The organism is Acidilobus sp. (assembly GCF_049973875.1).
GTDB lineage: Archaea > Thermoproteota > Thermoprotei_A > Sulfolobales > Acidilobaceae > Acidilobus.
Map to the genome: position 1 here is coordinate 54,812 of NZ_JBMFJI010000004.1, position 21,591 is coordinate 76,402.

Below are 21,591 nucleotides of genomic sequence, written 5' to 3' on the forward strand. Positions count from 1 at the left end.
TCTCACCTCCTGCTGAGCCACCTTTCCCACAGGACTGCCGCTACGATGAACAGGAGCGACGATATTGCCAGCCAGAGCGTCTGGTACCAGTAGAAGAACGGAACGCCTCCAAGGGACGGGCTGACAAAGTCATAGGTTGTATATGCCATGTAAGCTATGAGTGGTATTATAAGGAGTATTGCAATCACTACCTTCTGTCCTACAGTAAGCCCTCCGCTCATCTCTATCACTAGGAATACCTGGACTTGTATACATTTTTATGCCTTTTCCTTAGCTCATATATGTTTTATCTTTATTAAGACTTCATCTAAAAGGCCCTGGGTTCCCATCGCGGCCTGAACCTTATTTAACTAAGCCTGAGAGTAGGGGAGGCAGGGTCAGGCATTGCAGGGGGCTGGCGAGGGCTATCCAAGGAAGTTAGTGATAGGTGACATCAACAACATGTGGATAGAGTACGACAAACAGAGCGACACGCTGTATATAGGGTTCAGCGACAAGGAGGCTGAGGAGAGCTTCATGCTCGACGATGGGACGATAGTTAACGTCAGCGGCGACGAGCTGATAAGTATAGTTATACAGAACGCCAGCAGCAGGCTTAACCTCTAGCCGCCCCTCCTTACCTTGGAGGACACGCTGACGAGAACTTCCTGTATAAGCCTCGTCACCCTTCCAATGCCGTCGATGTCCTCACTTACGTCAACTACCCTGCTCGCCGCCGACAGGAGCTCTCTCTCCCTCCTTGAGCCTGCCATGAGGTAGTAGCCCAGGAGGGCCTCCATGTAGTCGTCCCTTGCAAGGCAGCACCCTACGAGCATCTCGTACTCCCTGGCGGCCTTCTCTACCCCCTCCCTGGCGCTCCTGATGGACTTGATGGTGTCCTCCACCTGCTCTACCATGCCCTCCCTCTCTTCATCCCTCAGCGACACGTACTGGTTAAGCTGTCCCCTCATCCTCTCCAGGAGGTCTGCGTGCTCCTGGAGGGCCTGGGCCGCCCTACTAACGTTGAACTGAAGGAGTTCAGTTATGTTACTGCAGTTCACCCTGCAGTCGCTCACTTCGGGGACCTCACGGACACGGTGCTCCTGTCGGCTATTCCGTGCTCCTTCATCTCGTCAGGGTTGGCCCACACAGAGGTGTCGTCGTCCGTGGACTCATCTATGGCTGCCTTGAGCCTGAGCCTTATCTTGCCTCCCACGGCTATCTCAGCCTCATCAGTTATGCCGAGCTCCGTGGCTAACTTCTTGGAGACCCTTAGGGTCCCCTGCTCGACCGCAGCGTCATGTATGAGCTTCACCCTCTTCTCCTGTATCTTTGACTGCTTCGAGTAGAGGGTAGACGCGGGAGGTATGAAAGACAGCATCTTTCCGATGTCCACTTTACCCTCGTCACCCGAGCTCATGGTCTCTACCCTTCAGGCTCTACAGGCTTCCCGAGCTGAGCTATGTCCACCAAGTTATAAATAAATTTCTTCAAGGCCTCGGGCGCGTCCTCGAGCCTAAGCCTGACCTGGCGCCACGTATCCCTGTCCCTCAGGGTCACAGTACCGTCCTCGAGGGTCTGGTAGTCAACCGTGAAGGCCGCCGGCACGCCTATCTCATCTGCCCTCGCGTACCTCTTGCCAATGCTGCCCGAGTCGTCGTAGAGCACAGTGAAGCCCGCGGAGACCAGCAGGTCCCTGAGCTGCATGGCCCTGGCCTCGAGCTTCTCCTCGCCCTCTATTAGCGGGAACACCGCGGCGTCCACGGGCGCCAGGTACCTCGGCAGGGAGAGCACCACCCTGCCCTCCTTCTCCCTGTAGGCCCTCTCGAGGGCCACGTAGAGCAGCCTGTCGGTGCCAAAGGAGGGCTCGACCACGTGAGGTATATAGCTCCTGCCGCTGACCTTCTGCTCAACCTCCACTATCTTAACTGCTGAGGCGGGGAACTCGAAGTCCCCCGCCCTGAGCTTGCCCGTCTCCCTGAGCTGCCTCTCGGCCTCATCCGCGGGCAGCGACTCGGCCAGCTTGACCGCCTCCGTTGCCCTTGACCTGTAGGTGCGGCCTGCATAAGCTAGGTCCACGAGCACTTTCCTCACCTTCTCGACGCGGGGCTCCTTGTATGGCTCGAAAACCCTCAGGTCCTGGCCGCTGTACTTCATGTGCCTGCTGAGGTCGTAGTCGCCCCTGTAGGCGTAGCCCGCCACCTCTACCCAGCCCCACCTTGAGGTTTTGACGAGCTGGTCGAAGACCTGCGTGGCGTAGTGGGCCTTCTCCTTGGGCCCCTTCTCCTCGAAGAAGGTCTCATCCTCGGGCACGCCTATGTACTTAACGAGGTCGAGGCCCACGGTCATCCAGTAAGCCATGCATGGGTGCGCCACGACCTTCTTCTCTATGAGCTCCCTCACAGTGAACTCCTGCGGCTCCCCGCCCTCAAGGCGGACCTTGTACTGCCTGACCCTGAGCCTGCGGTCCATAACCTTATCCAGGTTTGGACAGTGGTCGCTCTGGGGGTCGAAGAAGAACTCCATCTCCATTATTGTGAAGTCCCTCAGCCTTATCATGCCCTGCCTTGGGCTTATCTCGTTCCTGCCGACCCTGCCCACCTGGGCTATGCCGAGCGGCATCCTGTTCCTCATGGTCTCAAGGACCCTCCTGAAGCTGACGAACATGCCCTGGGCCAGCTCTGGCCTTATGTAGCCCACGCTCCCCTCGTAGGGGCCTATCTGGGTCTTGAAGAGGAGGTTGAACGTGCTCACGTCCGAGAGCTCGCCCCCGCAGACGGGGCACCTTATGTTGTTCTCCCTTATCTTCCTGGTCAGCTCCTCCGGGCTGAGCCCCTCAGCGCTGACCTTAAGGGCGTCCTCGACCAGGTGGTCAGCCCTGTATATCCTGCCGCACTTTGTACACCTGACTACAGGGTCGGTGAAGCTCTCCACGTGGCCGCTCGCCTCGTAGACTATGGAGGGCCCCACCGCGGGGGTCTCTATCTCTACGACGTAGTCCTGGTGGTTGAACACGAAGAGCCTCCTCCAGGCCTCTGTTATCTTGCGCTTCACCGTCAGTCCGTATGGACCTATGTCGTAGAACCCCGCGAGTCCGCCGTAGATCTCGTAGCTGGGCCAGAAGAACCCCCTTCTCTTGGCGAGGTCGACTACCTTGTCATAGATGTCTTCCTCGGTCAATCCAGTTCACTTCCCGCGTTCCCTCTGTGCATGAGGTTTTAATCTATTGAAGCGACATGGCCAAGGGGACTGGCATGGGGCTGGGGAGGCTTTACATAACTACGGCTAACAGGCAGTTCGCCGGCATAGAGGGTAACCCGAAGTCTAAGTACAGGATAATAGGGGTCCCCTACGACTCGACCACCAGCTTTAGGCCCGGCACCAGGTTTGGCCCTGACGCTGTGAGGCTCGCGGCCGCCGGGCTCGAGAGCAACAGCGCCTTCATAAAGGACGTCTACCTCGAGGACCTGTCCCCCCTAGATGAGGGCGACGTAGCTGTCTCTATTGGGGACACCGGCGAGACCCTCGCCAGGGTCGAGGCCGTGGTGAGGGAGCTGGCCTCGGCGGGCCTCCCAGTTATGATGGGCGGCGAGCACACAGTTACGCTCGGCGCCCTCAAGGCCCTGGCGGACAGGAAGCCATGTGTCGTCATGTTTGACGCGCACCTGGACCTCAGGAACGAGTACCTTGGCCTCAAGGTGGGGCATGCGACCTTCATGAGGAGGGCCCTGGAACAGGTCAACATACCCAGGCTAATTTACATAGGCGCCAGGGCGTTCTCAAGGGAGGAGCTCGAGTTCGCCAGGTCCAAGGATAACATAATAACCATCTTTGGGCCCTCGGACCTCATCACTCTGGGCCCCATCAACGTGGCCTCCAACGTGCTGTCGGCCCTCAAGGACTGCGAGAGCACGTACCTGACCGTAGACATGGACGCCTTCGACCCTGCCTACGCCCCAGGCGTCGGCAACCCAGAGCCCCTGGGGCTCGCGCCGTACGAAGGGCTTTACCTGGTATCCCGTATAGTTGACGAGAGGCTGATCGGCGTGGATGTGGTGGAGGTCTCGCCTCACTACGACCCAGGAGGTGGAACGGCGGCGCTCGCCGCCAAGGTACTGATAGAGGCCATGCTTAAGCACTACGTGTCGCGGGCTAAGGCCTCTAAATAGCGTAGACCCTCCTCGGGGCAACTATGGTTGAAGGCGCCCTCACCTTAATGAACGTCCTGTAGCCGCACTTTGGGCACACCATGCTGTAGTATTGGCTCAGCTCGCTCTTGCTGGCCTTGTGGCCGCACCTGAGGCACATGTAGTAGACCTCCCTCGGCTTAATGCCGTAAAGCTCGACCTCCCCAGACTCGCCCGTCCCCTGGGCCTCGCCCTCGCCCGCAGGCTCCTCTGACACCTTAGACTACCCTAAAGGTAACGGTCCAGCAAACGTATATATCCTTAGCTACAGCTTATCAGCAAGAGAGGGAGGGGTGGCTGCAAAAACCCATGTCTGAGAACATAGAGTGTGGGGGACTGCCTCCTGAGATCTGTGAGCAGCTTAACGCAGAGCAGCAGATTATTAAGATAAGGCTTGAGGTAAGGAAGTTCAACAAGCAGGTCACAGTAATCGAGGGCATAGACAGCAAGCAGTTCAACCTCAAGGAGATAGCTTCAAAGCTGAAGAGCGAGCTGGCGGCCGGCGGCACCTATAAGGATGGAAGAATAGAGATACAGGGCGACCACAGGAGAAGGGTCAAAGAGATCCTCGTCAGGATGGGCTTCCCTGAAGAGAACATAATGATAATAGAGTAAGTACCTCTCGTTTTGCACTTACCCTAAGGCTCTTTTTAAATGGCTGGCTACCCTAGCCAGCCAGGGACAGCGTTGAGGCCAATAGCTGTCTACGTGGGCGGCTCAACACTGACGTCCACAATCCCAGGCCTCAGCATAGCCGGCCCCTCCCCAGAGGGAACCCTCTACACCCCCACGCTTGACCTCGAGTACCTGACGCTTGGGCTTCCCAGGACCATGAACGTGATCCCCATGACTCCTGACGGCCTGCTGACGCCAGCGCTCATAACCAGGGCAGCGCTTGAGCTCACCAAGGTCCCTTACCTTGCCGTTGACGCCGGCACCTACTATGGAATAAAGGCGCCGCACGTGAGGCTTCCCAGCGCTAGATATGGGGAAAATATAGCCGAGAGGCCAGCGATGCCGAGGGGCACCGCCAGGTCCCTCTTTGAGGAGGCGAGGACCTTAGGGAGACTCATATCAAGGGGCCACGACCTCGTCCTCATAGGTGAGACCATACCTGGCGGGACCACGGTGGCTGCAGCAATAATGAACGCGGCCGGCCTGGACGGCGTGGGTTACGTGAGCAGCGCCTCCCCGAACAACCCCAAGGACCTGAAGCGCCAAGTGGTCTCTAAGGCGCTCAGCAGGGTCAGCGAGGGGTCAGACATATTCAGCATAGTTGACGCTGTAGGCGACCCGGTCCACGTGACCATGGCTGGCGTGGCCCTCGGGGCTATGGAGGAGGGGGCCACGGCTGTGCTGGCCGGGGGCACCCAGATGGGGGCAGTCCTTGCAATCCTCAGGGGAGTTGGTGCAGATACCAGTAAGGTCTCGCTGTGGACAACCAAGTGGATCCTTAACGACGAGACGTCAAACATAAGGGCCATAGCCGAGGCCTTCGACGTCAGGGACCTGGAGGGATCCGAGGTTGACTTTGCAGACTCGCCGTTTGAGGGGCTGAGGATGTTTGAGAGGGGCTTCGTTAAGGAGGGCGTCGGAGCCGGGGGCACCATGGTTTTGGCCTCCAAGATGGGATTTGACGCGGGCAGCGTTAAGTCGGCCATATACTCCGAGTACAAGAGGTTAAGGAACCTTGGCAGCGCTTGAGCTGGGCGACAGGTACCTTATAGTGAACTTCGGCGCCCCTAGGCACGTACTTACCACGGCCCACCCCGAAGGCCTGGTGAGGGCCTCGAAGGTTGCAATTTACCAAGTCACGGACTCCGACGACATTTCAAGGCCCGAGAAGTTCAAGGAGGGGGTCAGGAGGGCCCTGGGCCTCAGCGCGAGCGACCCAGTGATGCTCACCGCGGCCGACGTCAGCAGGTACAGGAGCGCCGTTGAGGGTGACTACGGGGTCGTTGCCACAGTGGGCCTCTCTCACCCCTCATGCCACAGCATGAGGTCGACTTACGCCCCCCTTATGCCATCGACTATAAACATAGTGGCCTGGGTGCCCGACAGGCTGACGGCGTCAGCCATGGTAGACCTTCTCAGGGTCGTGGCGGAGACCAAGGCTGCTGCCTCGGCGGACCTGATGCTCAGGTGCGACGGCGGGAGGGCCACGGGCACCGTGAGCGACGCCATAGCCGTGGCCGCCACCTTAGATCCCTCGGGCGCCCTGTGGGCTGGGCAGGCGACCACGGTAGGCTCCAAGGTGGCATCCCTTGTCTACAGGGCAATCGTGTCAGAGAAGCCCTCCCGCGAGCAGGTGCTCTCATGGGCACTGGGCCTCAGCCTCGAGGAGCTGGTCGATGACGCCATGAAGCTCTACAGGTCGGCCCCCGTGCCTGGCGTGGCGGAGGGCAAGGTTAAAGAGATGGTTGCACGGGAGCTCAGCCATATACTTCAGGACCCGAACGTCTGGGCCTTCATAGTGGCCGCCAGGGAGAACGACATCAGGGGGCAGGAGGGCCTGCTGCCCGGCCTTGGTTCCGACGAGTTCGCGGCCGACACCAAGAAGGTTATAGCCGACGAGCTGCTGGCCACAGCGCTCAGCCTCTACATAAACGGCTTCAAGGCGCTGACAGCCACATACTGGGCTGACACCATGAAGGACAGGCTCGGCCTTAAGCTGGCATCGCTGCCGATGTTTGAGGACGACATAGCAGCGTCCCTGGCGGCCTCCGCCCTCTCAAGGGTCTACGACAGGCTCCTGGGCGAGGGCCATGATTGAGGTGGCGGCCATAATGGCCGGAGGCCTTGGGTCAAGGCTTGGAGGCCCCTGGAAGCCCACGGTTAACGTCTGCGGGAGGCCCCTCATAAGATACGTTATTGATGCCGTCTCGCCCGTGTCGAGGCTCGCGCTAATAGTGACGTCGCCGGCGTCCTCGAGCTACCTGAGGGGGCTCGCGCTCCCGCCTAGCTTCGCTGAACTTATGCTGGACGGCAGCGGCTACGGCTACGACCTTGGAAGGCTGCTTAACGTCGTGAGGCCAAGGCCCCTGCTGGTGCTTCCAGCGGACCTTTATGGCCTGAGGTCCAGGGACCTGGAGGAGGCCTACCGCGTGAGCCTTGAGGTCTCGGAGCCCGTGGTGACTGTGAGGGCGCGCGGCGAGTACGTCGGCATCTCTGTCTTCAAGGGCTACAGCTACGACGAGTGGGCTAACGTCGATATTGACATGGACGTGATAAATGTTAACGACGGTGAGTCCCTTGAGGAGGCCCGCAGCAGGTGTGAATAGAGCCCACGGGGGGACCGCTCCCCCGGGGGCCCTGGACTTCAGCGCCCCGGCGAACCCCCTGGGGCCTCCGCCTGGGCTGAGGGAGGCCGTCAGCGAGTGCGCCGCCCTGGGCTCCTACCTCAGGTACCCCTCCCCAAGTGACTACTTGAACCTCCTAGGAGCCGTCTCTGAGTTCCTGGACGTTGATGAGGACCACGTGGTGCTCTCCAACGGCTCGGCCGAGCTGCTGTCCCTAATACCGCTCTCGCTCAGGGCCAGGAGCCTTATAGTGGTGGAGCCCAACTTCGGCGACCACGAGCTCCTTGCAAAGGCTACGTCCCTGGAGCTGGTCAGGGTCGTGATGAGGCCCTCGGACAGCGCCTTCTACCTAGATGAGGACAGCATCATCAGGGCCGCCAGGGCCGCAAGGGGGCCTGCCGTGCTGGTGCTCTCAAGGCCTAACAACCCTACGGGCCTCGCGGCTGATGAGAAGGCCATAGATCGCATAGCCTCGTCCCTGCCCAGGCGCGCCTGGATGGTCGTTGACGAGGCCTTCATGGACCTCTGCCCCAGCTGCCGCAGCCTAGGCGATCGCGACGACATCATAGTGCTCAGGTCCTTTACTAAGAGCCTCGCGTCGCCGGGCCTCAGGCTGGGGGCCATGGTGACGGCGAACAGGAGGGCCCTCGAGGCTGTAGCTGGCTCCCTGCAGGCCTGGCCCATAGACTCTATAACGGCCTGCTCGCTCTCCAAGGTACTTGCACTTAAGTCAACGACCCTTCACGTGGAACGGGGGAAGGAGTTAGTCAGGCAGGAGCTGCCCAGGGTCACATCGGCCCTGAGGTCCATGGGGCTCAGGGCCTTTGACTCCTCGGCCCCATACGTGTTGGTAAGACATGCACTGCCAAACCCCCAGTTCCAGAGGTCCCTGCTAGCTCACGGCTTTTACGTCAGGGACGCCTCCACATTCTACTCCCTTGACAGCCACTACTCAAGGATATCGATAAGGTCCCCTTCAGAGAACGACGCCATCTTAAAGGCCATTGAGGTGGTCATGGGTTGGGCCTGAGGGACCTCCTGGCCCTGTTCACCAGGCTTCCTGTGGGGTCTGGGGACCTGGGGACGGCCGCCTCGAGCTTCTACATGGTGCCGATAGTGGGCCTGGTGGAGGGCCTCATAGTGTCACTTGTAGGCCTCGCAGTTTCAGTGGTTAGGCCAGCGCCTATGCTCGCGGCGTCGCTGATGGTAATAGCTCACGTTGCCGTGACTGGCGGGCTTCACCTGGACGGGCTGGCTGACTACGGCGACGTCCTGGGCTCAGGCCTCAGGGGCGAGGAGGCAGTTAGGGTCCTCAAGGACCCCAGGAAGGGCTCATTTGCCATCATGGCAGTTGTGGTAGCCCTGGCAGCCAGGCTCTCGGCGTTCTACTACCTCTACAGGTGCCCGGCAGTCATAGTGGCCGCGTACGTGTCGTCCCTGGAAGCTTCCTTCGTGGCCGCCAGGACGGGCGCTCAGGAGCCTTACGAGGGCATGGCCTCCCGCTTTGAGAGGGCCGCTAGGGACGACAGGCAGCTGCTGCTGAACACGCTGACCTACATAGTAATAATGACGGCGATAGCTATCGTAAGGCCGTTCAGCCTCATAAGTGCGGCGGCGCTGCTGGCCGGATTCCTGCTCGCAGCCGACGCAAACTCAAGGCTTGGTTTCGTCAACGGGGACGTGATGGGCGCTTCCATAGAGGTCGGCGGAGTGGTGGCCCTGGTCCTGGGTGCCCTGGCTTGATGCTACCCAGCTTCCTTTACCCAGGCCCCTTGGAGCTCCTCTCAGCCCTGACCCTCGCGCTCGTCCTTGACATAGTTTACCCCTACCACAGCGGCTTCATGCTGATGGTGCACCCCGTCCACACCTCATACTTCATGGCGCTCAGGCTCTACAGGCCGTTCTCCTCGCGCGCCCGCGGAGCTATGATATGGGCTGCGGTCATGTCGTCTCACCTGGCAGCTTACGCTGCGGCGCTCTACCTGGCATACAGGCTCAGCCCCATCGCGTGGGTTATAGTGGCGGGCTACATAACTAAGACTTCAGCCTCCCTGAGGCTTCTCATAGACGAGGTCAGCGGCGCTGGCAGGGCGCTTGAGGAGGGGGACCTGAGCAGGGCCAGGGCCCTCGCCCAGGGCCTAGTGAGGAGGGACCTGAGCGTGGAGGACGCGGGCCACGTGGCGTCAGCTGCCATAGAGTCCCTGGCTGAGAGCCTCAACGACGGCTTCGTCTCTCCCCTCCTCTGGTACGCAGTCCTTGGACCCCTGGGGGCCCTGGCCCAGAGGCTCGTCAACACGCTGGACGGGGCGCTGGGGTTCAAGGACCCCGAGCACCTGAAGGTGGGGTGGACGAGCGCCTGGGCTGATACCATAGTTAACTACATACCTGCGAGGCTCACGGCCGCGCTGATAGTCATAGCCTCAGCGAGGTTCGCCAGGAGGGCGGCGGCCGCATGGGCCTCGTGCTCAGGGCTGACCGAGAGCCTGAACGCCGGCGCGCCAATGTCAGCCATGGCTGGAAGCCTTGGAGTTACCCTGGAGAAGAGGGGCTCCTACACCCTCTGCCCTGAGTTTGGCAGGCTCCCGGGATCCCAGGACATAAGGAGGTCGGTCAGGGTCGCCACAGCGGCGGCGACGCTCATGGTGAGCCTTGAGGCTATTATTTTAGCCCTGCTGCGCGCCTGAGCGCGGAAGTGAAGCCAGCTTGAGCTGCGAGGCCCTGGGCCTCAGGCTCCTCAGCAGCGTGGGGGACCTGCTCAGGAGGAGCTCCTGCGACTGCGTGCTGTTCAGCGGCGGCATAGACACCAGCTTTGTCACCCTCGCAGCCGTTGAGGCGGGCCTGAGGCCTAAGCTGATCACAGTCCTCTTTCAGGGGTCCGCCGACGAGCCATACGCCGAGTACATCTCCAAGGTGCTGGGGCTTGACCTAGTTAAGGTGAGGCCGACCCCCGAGGAGGCCCTTGAGTGCGTCGACGTCGTCCTGAGGTCGATGGTTACTATAGACCCCATAGAGGCCGTCTCGGGGAGCGCCGTGTGCCTCGGGCTCAGGAAGGCCAAGGAGCTCGGCTGCAGGTGCGTGGCGACAGGCGACGGAGGGGATGAACTGTTCATTGGCTATGACTTCCTGTTCGGCAGGGACAGGAACTACCTTGACGGCTGGCTCAGCAGGGTGGCTAACAGCGCCTTCTTCAACTCGGTCCCCATATCAGCCCAGCTCGGCGTCAGCGTGCTCCTGCCCCTCTACAGCGACGAGGCCAAGGCGATCTCGCGGGAGGCCTTTAACGAGGGGTGCGACGTCAGGGATGTTAACGGAACCACCTACGGAAAGTACCTCATGAGGAGGGTCCTGGAGCTCAAGGGCCTCAGCCTGGTGGCCTGGAGGAGGAAGGACCCCATAACCAGGGGCAGCGGCTCGGAGCAGCTGCTGGGCCTTATGTCGTCCCTGGTGGGGGATGATGACGTCAGGAGGCTCACTTCGCTTACTGGCGTGCTGGTGCCCTCAAGGCCTCACGCCTACCTGTTGGGCAGGAGGCTGTCCCTCGGGCTCCCGATGCCCAGCAGGGCGACGAGGAACCCCTGCCCTATATGTGGGTCTGAGCTCAGGGACGGCTTCTGCAGGTTCTGCGGCGCCTACATTGACGAGGCCGGGGGCCTCTCCGTCTACTCTGACGACGCATCAAATATATCGGGGGCCTCCAGGCTCCTCTCAAAGGGCCCTAAGGGCTGAGAGCATGAACCTGGCGTTGTCCAACATCCAGTGGTCGTTGTTAAAGAAGACGTAGACCTTCCTTGGCCTGAGGGACCTTATGATGCCAACGTCCTCCATGAGCTCCCCCTCGCTGTAGTTGTGAGCGTACCAGGCGCTCCTTCCGTGCATCCTAAGGTAGACAATGTCATTGAAGCTCCTTATTATCACCCCGAGCGGGGAGTCCAGCGACACGAACGTGGCCCCCAGCTTCTCTGCCTCCTCGATGGCCTCATCGGTGAACCATGAGCTGTGCCTGAACTCGAGGGCAGCCCTCGGGCCGAGCCCTGCCCTGGCCAGGAAGTCCCTCAGCCTCCCCAGGTTCTGCTCATTAAAGGAGAAGTTAGGGGGCAGCTGAAAGAGGTAGAAGTCTATTATGTTATCCATTGGGGAGAAGAGCTGCCTGAACTTAAGCCAGATCTCCTGGGCCCTCTCGTTAAGCCTGTGCACGTGAGTTATTAGCCTGCTCACCTTGATGGACCACCTGAGGCCCGAGCCCCTCCTGGCCCAGCCCTTCACCTGCGACGGGAATGGGAACCTGTAGAACGAGGCGTTGAGCTCCACGGCGTTAAGGCCGCTTTTGTCCACGTACCAGTCAAGGCTGCCGTCCTCGTTCCAGTCGTAGAGCCAGCCAGAGGTCCCAACGTAGACCTCCAAGCCCTGGGCCTCCACAAGGCTATCCCCGTCAGCTAGCTTAAAGGCCCTTGGGCCTGCTACCTAACCGCGTGGAGGTGCGAGGCCGCGCAGGGGGACGCCGACAAGGGCGGTGAAGTGGGCAGCAAGTTGATGTCGCTGAGCCCCCTCTCGCTCTACATACTGTTTCACCTGAAGAAGGCCAACGTGGACTACGCAGGGTCCATCTCTAAGGTAATAGAGGTCCCAATAGATAAGGTCGTTGATGAGCTTGACAGGCTTGAGACGGCCGGCCTAATACAGAGGAGGATGGGGGGCTCATCAATAAAGCGCAGCGAGGCGAGGTTCAAGCTCTCCGACGAGGTTCACAAGCACCACGTCTACTATGAGCTGAGCAGGGAGGGGGAGGGCCTCGTGAGGGGCCTAATGCACGACCCCCAGGAGCTCTGCAAGTACTTCGAGCACCTGACGGGTCACAGGAACGTGCTCAAGCTTCTCCTCTTCCTCTTTGAGGTTGAGAACGAGCACGCGGGCACGCTGGCCAAGGTTGTCGGCGACACCCCCTGCAACACCGTGGACCTGCTGGACAGGCTTGAGGCCCTGGGCCTCGTTGTCAAGGTAAAGGAGAAGGTCATAAAGGCCTCCCACAGGAAGGCGAAGCCAAAGCCTGAGACCAGGACCCACCACGTCTATTACAGGGTGAGCGAGCTGACGAAGATGCTCATAAGGTACAGCGGCCTCAGGAGGGCCTCATAGGGGGCCCACGCTCGGCCTTCCCTGCCTAACCCCCTGGCCGGCCCACGGCCTGAGCGCGTCAAGGCCTCCCGTCAGGAGCTTCACCAGGTTCTCCGCGTGGGCCCTCGCCCTGTTTATAGCTATCTCCTTGAGCTCCCTTGGGTCCTGGGACTCGTCCTCGTGGACAGTCACGTCGACTATGACCTTCCCCGTGAGCACCGAGAGCATAACGAGGCCGACGCTCATGGCTATGTAGCTGTACTTGTCCACCTGGGAGGCGCCGACCCAGCCAAGCGTTATGATGCCGTCGCACCCCATGTCTATGAGCCTGCGGGCCGCCCCTGGGAGGTCCTTTATGCCTGGCACTGTGTACCTTACTATCCTGTAGTCAGGGAGCTCCTCCCTCAGCACCTCCTCGGCCACGGAGCCCATGTCGACCCTTGAGAACGTTGTGTCAATCACTCCAACACAGTTCGACCCCTTCACAGGCCTCCATCACCTCCCTGCCGCTCACCAGAGCCAGGCCCTCCCTCTCAGCGATAGCCCTGGCCTTTTCAAGGCTCAGGGAGGGGCCGCGGTCAAGCATCTCAGCGAAGGTGGTGGCGGGCTCAAGGCCTGCCAGCGTTGCCAACGCTATGCTGAGCTCCGTGTGCCCCCTCCTGTTCCTGAGCCCCCTCGACGCGAGGAGCGGAACATGCCCGGGGGCCTGGAACTCCCCCAGGAACTTCCTCCTCGCCCCCTCCCTGTCGCCCGAGACGAACATCTTAACGACCTCGTAGAGCTCCCTCACAGTCCTCGACCTGTCCACGTCGCTTATGCCCGTCCTCACCGACATGTGGTTCACCCATATGGTGAAGGCCGGCCTGTCGCCGTAGAACAGCTTCCTCTCGGTCAGGGGCCTCAGTGCCGGAACCGATGCTATAAGGTCGTCACCCCAGGGCACCCCGAGGTAGCTGGCTATTGACCACCTGGTGGCGAAGCATATGAGGCCCCCAGCCATGGTCCTTAGGGTGTATATGGCATCCGGCGTCACCGAGGACGCGTGGTATACAAGGTCCACCTCAGACTCCCTGGAGTCCGAGTCATATATTAACACGGGCCTGCCGTCCTTGAAGGCCTTTATGGCATCATCTATGCCCACGCTCGACCACCAACGAGGTAGTTAGGGCCAGCAGGGAGATTATTAACAGAACGTAGGGCCCCTCCAGCAGGCCCTTGCCTGGGGCCTCCCCGCCCCCGCTGCCTGAACTTACGTATATGGGCGGCGGCAGGCCCTGAGGCTGCGTATGATGGGCAGAAGGGCTGTTCATTAAGCCCCCCAGTACTATATCGGCGTACCAGCCGTCGCCCCTCAGCAGGACTGAGAGCCACGTCGAGTTAGTGAAGTATGTTATGAGTTGAAACTCTGGCAGGTTACCCTCAAACTCGACTATGTGGCCGCAGCTCGCCCTGGACTCATTTATAATGCTTTCAAGGCCAGGGACCCCGCTGACATTTACATAGGAGCTGCCCTGCCAGATCCCCGCCAGGGAGGCGTTGCTGCCGTTCACGCACAGCGTCACGTCAGCGGTCCAACCCCCAAGCGATTGAACGTATGTGGGGCTCACGTTGACGAGCCTGAGGGACGTGTTGGAGATGGTTATGAGAACTAGGCCGCTGGCCTGGTAATAAGTTGTTATCTTAGAGCTGCCGGCCGGAAGGCTAACATATGTGACCTCAACGCCGTCAACCCTTAGAGCTGCCAGCTGGGGCGATGCAAGTGTTATCGTGGAGTTCTGAAGAGCCACGGAGCTGTTACCTATCAGCATGACCAACAGGAGCAGCGCCAAAAGTGTATGGCACCAGCTCAAGGCATAGCACCGAGGGTGGCGTTGGTGAGGGCCTGCACGAAGGAGCCTGTCAATATTGTTACGCTTGACTCCATCAGTGCTGCAACCACCAGCAGCAGCACCGAGAGCACCAACATCGAGAACGCCACGGAGTAGGCCCTGCTCAGGCCCCGCTTAAAGATGAGGACCATGGATGATGCCACCAGCGAGAACGCCGGTATCTCTATAACGCCGTGCGGCGCCAGGAAGTAGAATATTGCGAGCGAGCTGCCGTGAATCGGCAGCGTGTAGACGCTGATGAAACCGACAAGGCCCCCGTTGAGCACTACCACAAATATCGGAAAAACTATGGTTATCATGAGGACGAAGTCCATTATATCCGTTAAGGAGTTCTTAGCAAATATTATGCCCGGCAGGGCGGCGTAAAAGTAGGGCGACGACGTATTTACAAAGCTCACTATGCTCCTTATGCTCTGCGTCTGGTTCAGCAGGTACTGGCCTACGTAGCTGCTTATTATCTCCTTGTAAAACGTGGCCACCAAGATGGCCACCGCCCCAAAGGCTATAATGAACAGGTACCAGGCCCTCCTGTAGGTGCTGTCGCCGGCAAGCTCATCTAACGCGTCGTCAAGCAGGCCCATCACCCTCACCCCACGCGACCAGGACAGCGCAGTCCCTGGCTATCCTGTCAGCTATCTTCAGAAGCACCTCTGGGGTCGTCTCAATAAGGCGGTTGCCCCCGCAGGCCCTCAGGCACTCCTCAGGGCTGCTGCACCTAACGAAGTTCACTTTAAACTCAGGCGCTTTGCCCAAAGCCGACCCGGCCTAGTGAGCGACTGGCGGTGAAAAGTTAAATGAATATAGCTTTCAGCAAACACAGGGTTATGGGATAACGCTGGCGGTGATGGGCCACGAAAGGCAGAACCAACAAGGTTAGGTCAGAGGCCTTGATGAACGCGTGGAACAACATAATAAGCATGTGGGACTCAGGCCAGCAGGTCGACAGGCAGGGCGCCATAGAGCTGCTCCGGAGGGAGTACGAGAGCCTCAAGATTACGCCCATCAAGGGCTCGGCCGACCCGGCCGACCTCTATGACAAGGAGCTGACCAGCCTCTACGTAATGGGCAAATATGGCATGGGGCTTGACGAGCAGTACCCCGAACAGTTCGACTCCCTCTTCAACCTTGAGGTTAAGCTGGAGCAGGCCGCTTCCATGCTTGTCGCTGAGGGGGTGAACGCGAAAGACAAGGTGCTCATGTTGCTTGGCGCTGTAGACGGCAACACCGTTGCAAGGATTCTCAGGATAGGCCTGACCAAGGTCTACTTTGGCTTCGCTGATGACTCCTACATGAAGCAGCTGAGCGACGCCATATCGGCTGCGTTCCCCGAGAGAACTGATGACGTTAACAGGTTCCTCAAGTTCTACTCGGCCTTCAAGGTAGCCATGGCAATAGAGCAGGGCTCCGTGAGGGACAGGCTCACGAAGGAGGCCTTCAAGGAGGCGGTCGCAATACAGCTGGGCAGGGGCAGGGAGGCTGTGCCCAGCGACAGGTACATCGTGAAGATAGCCTCCGAGGTCTTCAAGGTTCCTGGGAAGGTGCTGAGGCAGATCTTCGGGAGCATTAAGGAGGGGGCGGGAAGGCCCTAGTCATATCCTCAGCCCGAAGGCCTGCCTCAGCATCTCCTTCACTATGGTCAGCCTCTGGACCTCGTTTGTGCCCTCATAGATGGTAGTTATTATGGCGTCGCGCAGGTACCTCTCGAGGCCAGTCTCAAAGTCAACGCCGTAGCCTCCGTGTATCTGCACGGCCTGCCTGGCTATCCACTCGGCGGACTCCGAGGCAAACGTCTTGGCCAGGCTCGCCGCTATCGTGTACTCAGGCCTTCCCTGGTCGGCCAGGCTGGCCGCCCAGTAGGTCAGGAGCCTTGAGGCCTCGAGCCTTATGTACATGTCTGCCAGCTTCTCAACTATCATCTCAAAGTTGACTATCCTCTGCCCGAACAGCTCCCTCTGGAGGGCGTAGTTGACCGCCTTCTCAAACGCCGCCTGGGCTATGCCGACGGCCTGGGCAGCTATGCCTATCCTTGTGTGGTCGTAGGTGGTGACGACCACCTTGAAGCCCTCGTTCTCCTTGCCAACTACGTTCTCTGCCGGTACCTTGACGTTATCCAGGACCACCTCGTAGGGCTGCTCGCCCCTCATGCCTATCACCCTGAACTGCTGCCCTATCTTGACCCCGGGCCAGTCCCTCTCTACCACAAAGGTGGTTATGCCCCACCACCTCTTGCCCTCCTGCGGCGGGCTCGTCCTGGCTGACACTAGGAGGTAGTCTGCCTCGCCGGCGGCGCTTATGAAGACCTTCCTGCCGTTTATTACGTAGTGGTCGTTCTCCTTAACAGCCCTTGACTGTATGCCCGCCACGTCGCTGCCCCCGCTGGGCTCGGTGTTGGCGTGGGCCCCCCTCCTCTCACCCCTTGCAATGGGGGTCACGTACTTCTTCTTCAGGTCCTCTGTTCCGAACTCCAGCACTGGAACGGCAAAGAGGTGGTTAACCCCAATAGCTACCGCCAGGCTTGGCACGGCCCTCGCTATCTCCTCCATGGCTATCGCTGTCATCAGCTGGCCGCCGCCCTGCCCGCCGTACTCCTCAGGTATGCCAACGCCTGTCAGGCCCTGCTCCGCCATTGCCTTGAATATCTCTGGCGGTATCCTGTTGCTCTCCTCTATCTCCCTCCACCTTGGCATTACTTCCTTCTCCACGAACTCCCTCACGGACTTCCTGAAGAGCTCGTGCTCCTCGGTCAGGCTTATCTTAAAGTCCTCAACGCTCTTGAATGGAAACACCATACTGGGTCCCATTCTAAGGGGTCCAAGGAAAATAATATGCAGAATGCCGTGCAGGCCTCTGGCGGCTTCAGCTGGGCAGCTTATTAAGCCGCCCTACTGCAGTCCTAGACCTCGGCAGGCAGGGGGTCTATATCTTAAATCCCACTACATTACTGCCATGATACTGTTTAGAACCTGTACCCCGTCTAGGAAACCTTTTTATTCTCACGCCTCAGAGGGCTGGCTATAAAAGTGGTGATAGCTTGCGTCAGGTGGAGGAGGTAGCGCCGGCGGAGGCCCTGAGGGCAGGGATGTAGCCCAGCCTACCCTCAGGAAGTCCTTGACCCTCCTGGACATCTTCATGTTAGGCATCACGGGCATGATAGGCTCGTCATGGCTCTTCAGCGCCCTGGGCGCCTCTGGCGTCATGGGCCCTGCGTCGCTGCTCTCATGGATTTTGGCCGGGCTCTTCTTTGCGATCATGGTGTTTGGGTTCGCCGAGCTCGGGGGCCTCTTCCCCTTCAGCGGCTCGCTGGCCAGGTACAACCACTACACCCACGGCACCATCAGTAATTACATGCTGGCGTGGGCCTACTTTGTCGGCGCTGTTACCACGGTATCTTCAGAGGCCGTGGCCGTGGTGGAGTATGGAAGCTATTACATGCCGTGGGTTACCACGGTATCTTCAGAGGCCGTGGCCGTGGTGGAGTATGGAAGCTATTACATGCCGTGGGCCTGGAACTCTAAGCTGGGGCTACTAACGCCGGCGGGGGTGGCGCTGGCCGCGGCCCTCATACTCGTGTTCTTCGCCCTTCAGCTTGTCGGCGTCCACGTCTTTGGCTGGTTTAACAGGGTAATTACGGCGTGGAAGCTCATAATACCAACGCTGACCTTCCTGCTCCTCCTGGCCCTTTACTTCCACCCGTCTAACGTTGTCGGCGCGCCTAAGGGGTTCTTCCCCTTCGGCACTGCAGCGGTGTTCAGCGGCATGATAACCACCGGCATAGTCTACGCCTACGAGGGCTTCACGCAGGGCCTTGAATATGCCGGCGAGGCCAGGAACCCGCAGAGGGACGTGCCGCTCGGGACGCTGCTGGCCCTCGTGGTCACCATAGTAATTTACGTGCTGCTGCAGCTGGCCTTCCTGGGCGGCATAAACTGGTCCGCGGCCGGCGTGCCCTTCGGGAACTGGACGGCCTTAAGCCAGAGCAGCTGGGGGCCGCACCCCTTCTACTCTGAGCTGGTGGCCACTGGAGTTCCAATACTGGCGGGCTTTGCTGTGCTCCTGCTGATAGACGCGGTGGTGTCGCCAGCTGGCACCCTGGCGGCCTACGTGGGCACCAGCGGCAGGAACCTCTACGGCATGTCAAGGGTTGGCTACATACCTAAGTTCTTCGCAGACATACACGAGGGCTTCAGGACTCCCTGGATAGCCCTAATTGTTTCGACCATAATAGCCGTAGTCTTCCTGCTTCCGTTCCCCACGTGGTATGAAATAATGTCGATCTCGGCCCTGGCGACTGTTTATAACTACCTCACGGTCGGCGTCACCAACCACGCCCTGAGGAGGCTCGCCCCTGACCTGAAGAGGTCCTACAGGCCGCCGCTCTGGTACACAGTGTACCCGGCGTCCTTCATAGTGGCCGCCATGTTCGTCTACTGGTCGGGCTGGAGCCTGGTTAACGTCATAATAGAGCTCGTGGTGGTGGGCCTTCCGCTGCTGGTGCTGGGCCCCTACAGGGGCGAGCTAAAGCTCTCAAGGAGCTTCGCGTGGTCCTTCGCTGGCATCGTCTGGGCCTCTTCAGCAGCCGCAATAGCGGCCTATTACTTGAAGCTTAATAACATGGGGCTTGAGGGCTTTGCGATCTACTGGACTGCGATCTCGCTCATTCAGGTGGGCTCCTTGGCGACGCTGTGGGCTGCCAGCAAGGGGCACCCGGACGTAAAGGGCGCCGTTTGGCTAGTGATTTTCAACATAGTGATGGGTATAATATCATTTATAGGGTCGCTGGGACCCCTGCCAGAGCCCATAGTGCCCTACCCGTGGGACTACCTCCTGGCGGCCCTGGTCTCGCTGGCCGTCTACTTCATAGGGGTCTACACTGCCTACGAAACCAAGGACCTCAGGCAGATTAAGGAGAAGGGGCTACCCATCGAGTGAGCCCACGACCTTGTGCCAACAAGTTAACGAAGCCCTGCCCTCCTCCTTTTCTCTCCCTCCCCTCCTTTATCGCTAGGCCAGCTGAACCAGCGTAGCGCCTAATATCACTGCTGCCGAGGCCGCCACCTCTGTGGGCGCGAGGACCTTTCCGAGGAGGAGGGCCGTTGAGGCTATGGCTATCACCGGCGTCACCATTGAGAACGCGCCAGCCCTGACGCCTCCCAGGCTTCTGACCCCGTAAAACCAGGTGAGCCAGCCCACGGCCTGAATAACCAGGGTTATGTAAACGATCATCACTATGGACTCCAGGGTCAACTTAATGTACATTCCCAGGGGCCAGAAGGCCAGCACAAGGGGGGTTGAGGCCAGCGACATGAAGGCGGTGGCCCCTACAAGATCCGTGGCGTCGCTTGCGACGTACTTCTCAAAGTACATGGTGCCCGCCGACCAAAGGATGGCACCCAGCAGGCCCAGAAGTAAGCCCATGTTTAGGCCCCGCGAGTCAACCGCGGTCAGGACCCCTATCCCGGCCATGCCTATGAGGACCCCCGCGTACTGAAGGCCGCTGATCTTCCTGTGCAGAACGTAGGGGGTCGCTATCGCCGTGAAGAGCGGTTGGGCGTAGATCATGACCGCTGCCAACGAGGGGTTTGGGGAGAGAACTATCGAGAGGTTAAGGAGGATCAGGAATGCCCCTATGTTTATGAAACCTGCGACCAGGGTCCTCCTGTTGATGATTAGCCTTCTTGATATGGCCGCCAGCACGGCGCCCCCTACCAGGGTCCTGAGGGCCGCCAGGGCAACCGGGGAGACGTACCTCTCGGCCACGTCTATTATTGGGTAGGCAGTGCCCCAGACGGCCACCGTCACCGCCAGCGAGGCGTAGCCCAGCTTCCTTGAGGCCCTCGGGCCCAAGCGGATATCCTCGGCTTAGGCACCCCAGCTTTGCTTTTAAGCAGAGCTGCAGCCAGACCTGTGGGCTGAAAGGATTGAAGGTGCTTTCAATAAGGGCCGAGAGGGGCAAGGTGGTCCAGAGCGAGATAGTTGACGGCGACCTAAAGGAGGTCGTGAAGAGGAAGGCCCTCGAGGCCATGAATGAGTGGGACCCGGCCACCAGCGACTTCATAGTGCTTAAGGACGATAGGGAGCTGGAGCTCCCCCTACCACTTAAGCCTGAGATAGTGGACCTCTTCAGGGACCTGGGCGAGCTCGGAGGCCTTGGGAGGACCAAGGACAAGGCGGTGGCCCGCTTCCCGGTGTACACCATAAGCTTTGAGAACCACATGGTGAGCGAGGACAAGTACGTTGAGTACAAGATCTACCTCCTGGCCCCCTACATAAATGAGGACGTCAGAACTGAGCTTGAGGCGGAGGCCCAAGACATAACTACAGAGAAGGAGGGGCCTGAGGGCATAGAGGAGGGCGAAGGGGAAGAGGAGAAGGAAGGTTGATGAGCCTCGGCAGGGAGCTCTTCGGCCTGGGCGAGGCAGTCGTAACTCTCTTCATAGTCCTCGACCCGTTCTCTGTGGTGCCCTTCTACGTGAGCACCGTCGAGAAGCTTCCCCTTGAGAGGAGGGGAGGCTTCCTCAGGACGCTGATATACTCGGCCATTTTCATGCTGCTGGCGTTCATAATAATTGGCGACTACGTGCTTGAGCTCCTGGGGGTGACTCTGAGCGACTTCAGGATAGCCGCCGGCATAATACTGCTCGTGTACGCCATATCAAGCCTCTTCGACATAGAGATAGGCGCCCCGAGCAGCCCAGAGTCCATAGAGAAGCAGGCCATAGTGCCCCTGGCCACCCCCCTCCTGGCAGGGCCGGGAAGCATATCCACGGCGCTCTACTTCAGGTACGTCTACGGCTACCCGGTGGCCATAGCCAGCGTGCTGATAAACGCGGCCCTTGCCTACGTCATACTTTACTTCGGCGAGAGGCTCATGAGGCTCCTCGGAAAGCACGGCGCCCTGCTAATAGACAAGTTCATGAGCCTCATACTGGCAGGCTTTGCCGTGAGCCTCATAAGGGCCTCAATTTAGCGCCTCAGCCGGGGACAGCGTCCTCACCAGCTCAGACCTATCGACCTCCTCATCGGCTTTAAGCCCAAGGCCCTCTGCAACACAGGCCTTGATCATCGGTAGTCACGCTTGCAGCGCTCTTCATCGGGCCGCTCTGACACTTTGCCTCCTAACGTTTA

The 21,591-nt window shown here is 59.7% G+C and carries 27 protein-coding genes and 1 pseudogene; 15 read left to right on the top strand and 13 right to left on the bottom strand.

Features of this window, described 5'->3' with window-relative positions; translation table 11 throughout:
- Window positions 1–2: 2 nt before the first annotated feature.
- Window positions 3–221 carry a DUF3311 domain-containing protein gene (locus tag ACP5H1_RS02745; RefSeq protein WP_427971491.1) on the bottom strand — a complete coding sequence of 73 codons (219 nt, stop codon included), beginning with the start codon at window positions 219–221 and terminating at the stop codon, window positions 3–5.
- 163 nt (window positions 222–384) lie between these two features.
- Here ACP5H1_RS02745 and ACP5H1_RS02750 point away from each other — a divergent pair, with 163 nt between their 5' ends.
- Window positions 385–606, top strand: a complete 222-nt coding sequence (locus tag ACP5H1_RS02750) for a DUF2283 domain-containing protein (protein ID WP_013266054.1) — start codon at window positions 385–387, stop codon at window positions 604–606.
- On the opposite strand, the gene ACP5H1_RS02755 is transcribed toward ACP5H1_RS02750, so the two are convergent.
- The 3 genes from ACP5H1_RS02755 to glyS are packed head-to-tail and all read right to left on the bottom strand — an operon-like array spanning window position 603 to window position 3,159.
- Entirely contained in the window at window positions 603–1,055 is a 453-nt protein-coding gene (locus tag ACP5H1_RS02755) for a hypothetical protein (RefSeq protein ID WP_427971412.1), read from the bottom strand. The two genes, ACP5H1_RS02750 and ACP5H1_RS02755, sit on opposite strands and share 4 nt — an antisense overlap.
- Window positions 1,052–1,399 (bottom strand): hypothetical protein, encoded by a 348-nt coding sequence (locus ACP5H1_RS02760; RefSeq protein ID WP_427971415.1) that lies wholly within the window; start codon window positions 1,397–1,399, stop codon window positions 1,052–1,054. The genes ACP5H1_RS02755 and ACP5H1_RS02760 overlap by 4 nt, the downstream gene beginning before the upstream one ends.
- Before the next feature lie 5 nt (window positions 1,400–1,404).
- Window positions 1,405–3,159: a glycine--tRNA ligase gene (glyS, locus tag ACP5H1_RS02765; protein ID WP_427971417.1), complete on the bottom strand. Its 1,755-nt coding sequence runs from the start codon at window positions 3,157–3,159 to the stop codon at window positions 1,405–1,407.
- Between the two features lie 74 nt (window positions 3,160–3,233).
- Here glyS and speB point away from each other — a divergent pair, with 74 nt between their 5' ends.
- Window positions 3,234–4,148 (top strand): agmatinase, encoded by a 915-nt coding sequence (speB, locus tag ACP5H1_RS02770; RefSeq protein ID WP_427971419.1) that lies wholly within the window; start codon window positions 3,234–3,236, stop codon window positions 4,146–4,148.
- Here the strand turns inward: speB and ACP5H1_RS02775 are convergent.
- Complete coding sequence (locus ACP5H1_RS02775; protein ID WP_427971421.1) at window positions 4,141–4,383, bottom strand: DNA-directed RNA polymerase; 243 nt, start codon at window positions 4,381–4,383, stop codon at window positions 4,141–4,143. The two genes, speB and ACP5H1_RS02775, sit on opposite strands and share 8 nt — an antisense overlap.
- A 92-nt stretch (window positions 4,384–4,475) precedes the next feature.
- On the opposite strand from ACP5H1_RS02775, the gene ACP5H1_RS02780 reads away from it, so the two are divergent.
- From ACP5H1_RS02780 to ACP5H1_RS02815, 8 genes are all read left to right on the top strand, one after another.
- The gene (locus ACP5H1_RS02780; RefSeq protein WP_013266060.1) at window positions 4,476–4,781 is read left to right on the top strand and encodes a translation initiation factor; all 306 of its coding nucleotides are present in this window, start codon (window positions 4,476–4,478) and stop codon (window positions 4,779–4,781) included.
- A 72-nt stretch (window positions 4,782–4,853) separates the two neighbouring features.
- Window positions 4,854–5,870, top strand: a complete 1,017-nt coding sequence (gene cobT, locus ACP5H1_RS02785; RefSeq protein ID WP_427971423.1) for a nicotinate mononucleotide-dependent phosphoribosyltransferase CobT — start codon at window positions 4,854–4,856, stop codon at window positions 5,868–5,870.
- Entirely contained in the window at window positions 5,857–6,939 is a 1,083-nt protein-coding gene (cbiS, locus tag ACP5H1_RS02790; RefSeq protein WP_427971425.1) for a bifunctional adenosylcobinamide hydrolase/alpha-ribazole phosphatase CbiS, read from the top strand. Before cobT ends, cbiS begins: the two co-directional genes overlap by 14 nt.
- Complete coding sequence (locus ACP5H1_RS02795; RefSeq protein ID WP_427971427.1) at window positions 6,932–7,447, top strand: NTP transferase domain-containing protein; 516 nt, start codon at window positions 6,932–6,934, stop codon at window positions 7,445–7,447. The genes cbiS and ACP5H1_RS02795 overlap by 8 nt, the downstream gene beginning before the upstream one ends.
- Entirely contained in the window at window positions 7,419–8,495 is a 1,077-nt protein-coding gene (locus tag ACP5H1_RS02800) for a pyridoxal phosphate-dependent aminotransferase (protein WP_427971430.1), read from the top strand. The genes ACP5H1_RS02795 and ACP5H1_RS02800 overlap by 29 nt, the downstream gene beginning before the upstream one ends.
- Complete coding sequence (gene cobS, locus ACP5H1_RS02805) at window positions 8,486–9,208, top strand: adenosylcobinamide-GDP ribazoletransferase (protein WP_427971433.1); 723 nt, start codon at window positions 8,486–8,488, stop codon at window positions 9,206–9,208. Before ACP5H1_RS02800 ends, cobS begins: the two co-directional genes overlap by 10 nt.
- Entirely contained in the window at window positions 9,208–10,149 is a 942-nt protein-coding gene (locus ACP5H1_RS02810) for a cobalamin biosynthesis protein (protein ID WP_427971493.1), read from the top strand. The genes cobS and ACP5H1_RS02810 overlap by 1 nt, the downstream gene beginning before the upstream one ends.
- Window positions 10,150–10,168: 19 nt before the next feature.
- Window positions 10,169–11,191, top strand: coding sequence for an asparagine synthase C-terminal domain-containing protein (locus ACP5H1_RS02815; RefSeq protein ID WP_427971436.1), 1,023 nt, complete (start codon window positions 10,169–10,171; stop codon window positions 11,189–11,191).
- Here ACP5H1_RS02815 and ACP5H1_RS02820 read toward each other — a convergent pair.
- Window positions 11,171–11,881: a DUF72 domain-containing protein gene (locus tag ACP5H1_RS02820; protein WP_427971438.1), complete on the bottom strand. Its 711-nt coding sequence runs from the start codon at window positions 11,879–11,881 to the stop codon at window positions 11,171–11,173. The two genes, ACP5H1_RS02815 and ACP5H1_RS02820, sit on opposite strands and share 21 nt — an antisense overlap.
- A 99-nt stretch (window positions 11,882–11,980) precedes the next feature.
- On the opposite strand from ACP5H1_RS02820, the gene ACP5H1_RS02825 reads away from it, so the two are divergent.
- Window positions 11,981–12,598 (top strand): DUF2250 domain-containing protein, encoded by a 618-nt coding sequence (locus ACP5H1_RS02825; protein ID WP_427971440.1) that lies wholly within the window; start codon window positions 11,981–11,983, stop codon window positions 12,596–12,598.
- Here the strand turns inward: ACP5H1_RS02825 and ribC are convergent.
- The 5 genes from ribC to ACP5H1_RS02850 are packed head-to-tail and all read right to left on the bottom strand — an operon-like array spanning window position 12,593 to window position 15,219.
- A complete protein-coding gene (gene ribC / locus ACP5H1_RS02830; RefSeq protein ID WP_427971495.1) occupies window positions 12,593–13,009 on the bottom strand; it encodes a riboflavin synthase in 417 nt (138 codons plus the stop codon). The genes ACP5H1_RS02825 and ribC overlap by 6 nt on opposite strands.
- A gap of 22 nt (window positions 13,010–13,031) precedes the next feature.
- The gene (locus tag ACP5H1_RS02835; RefSeq protein WP_427971443.1) at window positions 13,032–13,718 is read right to left on the bottom strand and encodes a 3,4-dihydroxy-2-butanone-4-phosphate synthase; all 687 of its coding nucleotides are present in this window, start codon (window positions 13,716–13,718) and stop codon (window positions 13,032–13,034) included.
- Entirely contained in the window at window positions 13,705–14,427 is a 723-nt protein-coding gene (locus ACP5H1_RS02840; protein WP_427971445.1) for a hypothetical protein, read from the bottom strand. The genes ACP5H1_RS02835 and ACP5H1_RS02840 overlap by 14 nt, the downstream gene beginning before the upstream one ends.
- On the bottom strand, window positions 14,424–15,047 hold the full coding sequence (locus tag ACP5H1_RS02845; RefSeq protein WP_427971498.1) for a stage II sporulation protein M: 624 nt from the start codon (window positions 15,045–15,047) through the stop codon (window positions 14,424–14,426). Before ACP5H1_RS02845 ends, ACP5H1_RS02840 begins: the two co-directional genes overlap by 4 nt.
- A complete protein-coding gene (locus tag ACP5H1_RS02850; RefSeq protein ID WP_427971447.1) occupies window positions 15,034–15,219 on the bottom strand; it encodes a hypothetical protein in 186 nt (61 codons plus the stop codon). The genes ACP5H1_RS02845 and ACP5H1_RS02850 overlap by 14 nt, the downstream gene beginning before the upstream one ends.
- A 122-nt stretch (window positions 15,220–15,341) precedes the next feature.
- On the opposite strand from ACP5H1_RS02850, the pseudogene ACP5H1_RS02855 reads away from it, so the two are divergent.
- Window positions 15,342–16,055, top strand: a pseudogene (locus tag ACP5H1_RS02855) (DUF2192 domain-containing protein); the annotation flags it as partial.
- On the opposite strand, the gene ACP5H1_RS02860 reads toward ACP5H1_RS02855, so the two are convergent.
- Window positions 16,056–17,255: an acyl-CoA dehydrogenase family protein gene (locus ACP5H1_RS02860; protein WP_427971449.1), complete on the bottom strand. Its 1,200-nt coding sequence runs from the start codon at window positions 17,253–17,255 to the stop codon at window positions 16,056–16,058.
- 319 nt (window positions 17,256–17,574) lie between these two features.
- Here ACP5H1_RS02860 and ACP5H1_RS02865 point away from each other — a divergent pair, with 319 nt between their 5' ends.
- The gene (locus ACP5H1_RS02865) at window positions 17,575–19,395 is read left to right on the top strand and encodes an APC family permease (protein WP_427971452.1); all 1,821 of its coding nucleotides are present in this window, start codon (window positions 17,575–17,577) and stop codon (window positions 19,393–19,395) included.
- A gap of 72 nt (window positions 19,396–19,467) precedes the next feature.
- Here the strand turns inward: ACP5H1_RS02865 and ACP5H1_RS02870 are convergent, their stop codons facing one another.
- Window positions 19,468–20,310: a DMT family transporter gene (locus ACP5H1_RS02870; protein ID WP_427971456.1), complete on the bottom strand. Its 843-nt coding sequence runs from the start codon at window positions 20,308–20,310 to the stop codon at window positions 19,468–19,470.
- Window positions 20,311–20,390: 80 nt separating this feature from the next.
- Between ACP5H1_RS02870 and ACP5H1_RS02875 the strand changes: the two genes are divergently transcribed.
- Window positions 20,391–20,846 (top strand): DUF2286 domain-containing protein, encoded by a 456-nt coding sequence (locus ACP5H1_RS02875; protein ID WP_427971500.1) that lies wholly within the window; start codon window positions 20,391–20,393, stop codon window positions 20,844–20,846.
- Window positions 20,846–21,433, top strand: a complete 588-nt coding sequence (locus ACP5H1_RS02880) for a MarC family protein (protein ID WP_427971503.1) — start codon at window positions 20,846–20,848, stop codon at window positions 21,431–21,433. Before ACP5H1_RS02875 ends, ACP5H1_RS02880 begins: the two co-directional genes overlap by 1 nt.
- Window positions 21,434–21,591: the final 158 nt, after the last annotated feature.